The organism is Parolsenella sp. (genome assembly GCF_982402205.1).
Genome location: NZ_CEVYAT010000173.1, coordinates 1 through 2,846, shown reverse-complemented (window position 1 = coordinate 2,846; position 2,846 = coordinate 1). Strand labels below are relative to the sequence as shown.

The 2,846-nt window shown below is 68.7% G+C and carries 4 protein-coding genes; all 4 read right to left on the bottom strand.

The features are described 5' to 3' along the window. Positions 1-178: 178 nt before the first annotated feature. Complete coding sequence (locus tag AC1VTH_RS07665) at positions 179-664, bottom strand: YqeG family HAD IIIA-type phosphatase (RefSeq protein WP_481335547.1); 486 nt, start codon at positions 662-664, stop codon at positions 179-181. Further along, entirely contained in the window at positions 665-2,026 is a 1,362-nt protein-coding gene (gene mltG, locus AC1VTH_RS07660; RefSeq protein WP_481335546.1) for an endolytic transglycosylase MltG, read from the bottom strand. A gap of 25 nt (positions 2,027-2,051) precedes the next feature. Then, complete coding sequence (gene ruvX, locus AC1VTH_RS07655; RefSeq protein WP_481335545.1) at positions 2,052-2,507, bottom strand: Holliday junction resolvase RuvX; 456 nt, start codon at positions 2,505-2,507, stop codon at positions 2,052-2,054. Positions 2,508-2,510: 3 nt separating this feature from the next. Next, positions 2,511-2,846: DHHA1 domain-containing protein (locus AC1VTH_RS07650; RefSeq protein WP_481335544.1), on the bottom strand; the 336-nt coding region annotated here is incomplete at its 5' end.

The window sequence follows — 2,846 nt, the reverse complement described above, 5'->3', positions numbered from 1 at the left end:
GTCTTTGCAAGCGTGAGGGCACGCAGGCAGCATAGGGCAAGTCCCAGCAGGCAGATGGCCCCGCAGCATGCATTGGGGATGGTCCTCGTGCGAGCGTCCCTCACGCTTGCAAAGACGCCCGCGGCACCAAGGCCACAGGCGAGAAGGAGGCAAAGCACATGCATCGCGGCGTGCAGGCTCACCTGCGGGCGCCGATCGCGCGCTCGAAGATGCGGAAGATGTGCGTGTACCACAGGTCAGTCGTGCTCTGGGGCTCCACGAGGATCGTGCGCACCCCCGCGAGGTTGCCCGCCATGACGTCAGTGAAGACCTGGTCGCCAATGAGCACGGCCTCGTCGGGTGTGGCGCCAATGAGGTCAAGGGCGCGCCTCACGGCAAAGGGCGCGGGCTTCATCGCGTGGTGCACGACGGGGCAGCCAAGCTCGGCGGCGCTCGCCTCGACCTGTCCGGAGTGGAAGTTGTTCGAGACCATGCACAGACTCATGCCCGCCTCGCGCACGCGCGCCATCCAGTCCATGACGGGCGCGGGCGCCACGCCAGTGTCGCGCGGCACCACGGTGTTGTCGCGGTCGAACAGCACGCAGCGGACACCGGAGGCCGCGAGCTCATCGACGTCGACGTCGGTGATCGCGGGCACGCAGCGGGTGGGTCGCACAACGCTCATCTAGCGGTTCTCCTCAATGGCCTGAAGGTGCTCGTCATAGGTCGCCGAGAACCATTCGTCGGTCTGGGTGATGTAGAAGTACAGGTAGTTCGTGTCGTCGGGGTTGAGCGTGGCCTTGATCGACTCGATCGAGGGCGCGCAGATGGGCGTGGGCGTGAGTCCCGTGTTGAGGTAGGTGTTGTAGGGGCTCTCGGTCTTGAGGTCGTCGGCGGTGACCTCTCCGCCCGTGACGTACATCATCGTGGCGTCGCTCTGCAGCGCCATGCCCTGCTTGAGGCGGTTGAAGAAAACCGAGGAGACCTTAGGGCGCTGGTCGGTCGTGACGGCCTCGCGCTCGACGATCGAGGCCAGGGTGAGGATGTCGTAGTCGCTCATCTGGATGCCGTAGCGCTGCGAGATGAGCTGCTCGCCCGCCGAAAAGTCGAGCGAGGCGACGTCTGCCTGGTACTGGTCGAGCATCGCGCGGATCACGGTGTCTGCCGTGACGTCGGAGCGACCCGAGAAGTCATAGGTCTTGGGACAGAGGAAGCCCTCGAGCGAGTCGTTGGCGGCCGCGGCGAGGAACGGGTAGTCGGCGGCGTAGTTCGAGGCCTTGGCCTGCGCCACGAAGTCGTTGGCCGAGATGGAGGGCAGCGTCTGGTTCACGAGCGCCGCGGTCTGGCTCACCGTGAGGCCCTCGGGCACCGAGAGGCGTCCGCTCGTGGAGTTGGGACCGGTCGTGAGCTGGTGGATGATGCTGTCGAGGTCCTGCCCCACCGTGAAGACGTAGGCGCCACTCTTGAGCGAGCCGTCGGCCTTCTGGCGCTGCAGCTCGGAGATGAAGTCGTCCGAGCTCGCGATGACGCCCGCCTCCTTGAGCTTGGCGGCGACCGCCTGGGCGCCAGAGCCGTCGTCGATGACGACCTCGACCGTGGCGCCCCGGTTGGGCAGCGCGTCCTGGCTTGCGGAGTCGCGCATGAGCAGACGTGGGACGAGCACCACGAGGGCAGCGATGACCACGACGGCAGCGACGACGCCCGCGATGATGGGACCCTTGTGCGAGTGGCCGCCGCGGGAGGCGGCCTGACGCTGGGCGCGCGTGCGGGGCGCGGCGAGGCTCTGCATACCGGCGGTGTTGCCGCTGTGGGGCACCTGGGCGTAGGGGTTGGCGGCCTGGCGCTGGGCACGCGTGCGAACCGATGCGGCCTGGGGCGCGCTGGCCCTCATGCGAGAGGGGCGCGGGGACACACCCGCCTGGCGCGCGACTGCGCGACCGGACTGGGACGGCGTCGCGGGACGCGCGTGACGACCGGCGCCCGCGCGCGAGGGCGCGTCGCCGGTTGAGAAGCGGGGCGTAGACCTACGCCTGGGAGAGTCTGCCATGTGGGGCCCTTCTCGAGAGGTGTCGCTAGCGGGCACCCGAGAAGGGGTCCGAAGCATCGCTTGCGGCGCCGGCCCCATGGGAGTCTAGCCAGGCCTGGAGAAAAAGCGACGCAGCAATCATATCAATCTTGCCACGCATCTGCTTCTCCTTGAGGCCCTGCGCACGAAGGATGCGCTTGGCCTCCGAGGAGGAGAGGCGCTCGTCGGCAAACTCGAGGGGCAGCTCGCAGGCGTCGGCGATCCGCCTGGCCTGGGCCATGATGCGCTCGGCCTGCGGACCGTCCTCGCCACCCATGGTCTGGGGACGGCCGCAGACGAGCACCTCGGGCTCGTAGTCCTCGAGGATGCGGCGGAAGGTGCGGGACATCCCCAGCACCTCCGCCGCAGGAAGGACCTTCACGGGGCTCGCGATGCGCCCGGAGGCGTCGCTCGCAGCGATCCCGATGCGGACCTCGCCTATGTCAAGCGCAAGGGCACGCATGCGCTAGGCGAGCATCTCGCGGGCGGCGGCGAGGGCGGCCTCGATGCCGCTCGCGTCCTTGCCGCCGGCCTGGGCCATGTTGGGGCGGCCACCGCCACGGCCGCCAACGAGACCGGCGACCTTGCGGATCACGTCGCCGGCGCCAAAGCCTGCGGCAACGGCGCCGTCGGTGGCGGCGGAGAGCATGGCAACCTTGCCCTCAGGGGTAACGGTAGTCAGGAAGCAGGCGACGTCGCCGCCGTTGGCCTTGTCGCGGATGGCGTCCCAAGCCTCGCGCAGATCGCCGGCCTCGAGGCCGTCCATGCGGGCGATGACGGCCTTGTAGGAGCCGCAGTCGAT

Excerpts from the sequence above, each read along its gene's own strand:
- AC1VTH_RS07665 (WP_481335547.1), bottom strand. The coding sequence starts at position 664 with ATGAGCGTTGTGCGACCCACCCGCTGCGTGCCCGCGATCACCGACGTC.
- mltG (WP_481335546.1), bottom strand. The coding sequence starts at position 2,026 with ATGGCAGACTCTCCCAGGCGTAGGTCTACGCCCCGCTTCTCAACCGGC.
- ruvX (WP_481335545.1), bottom strand. The coding sequence starts at position 2,507 with ATGCGTGCCCTTGCGCTTGACATAGGCGAGGTCCGCATCGGGATCGCT.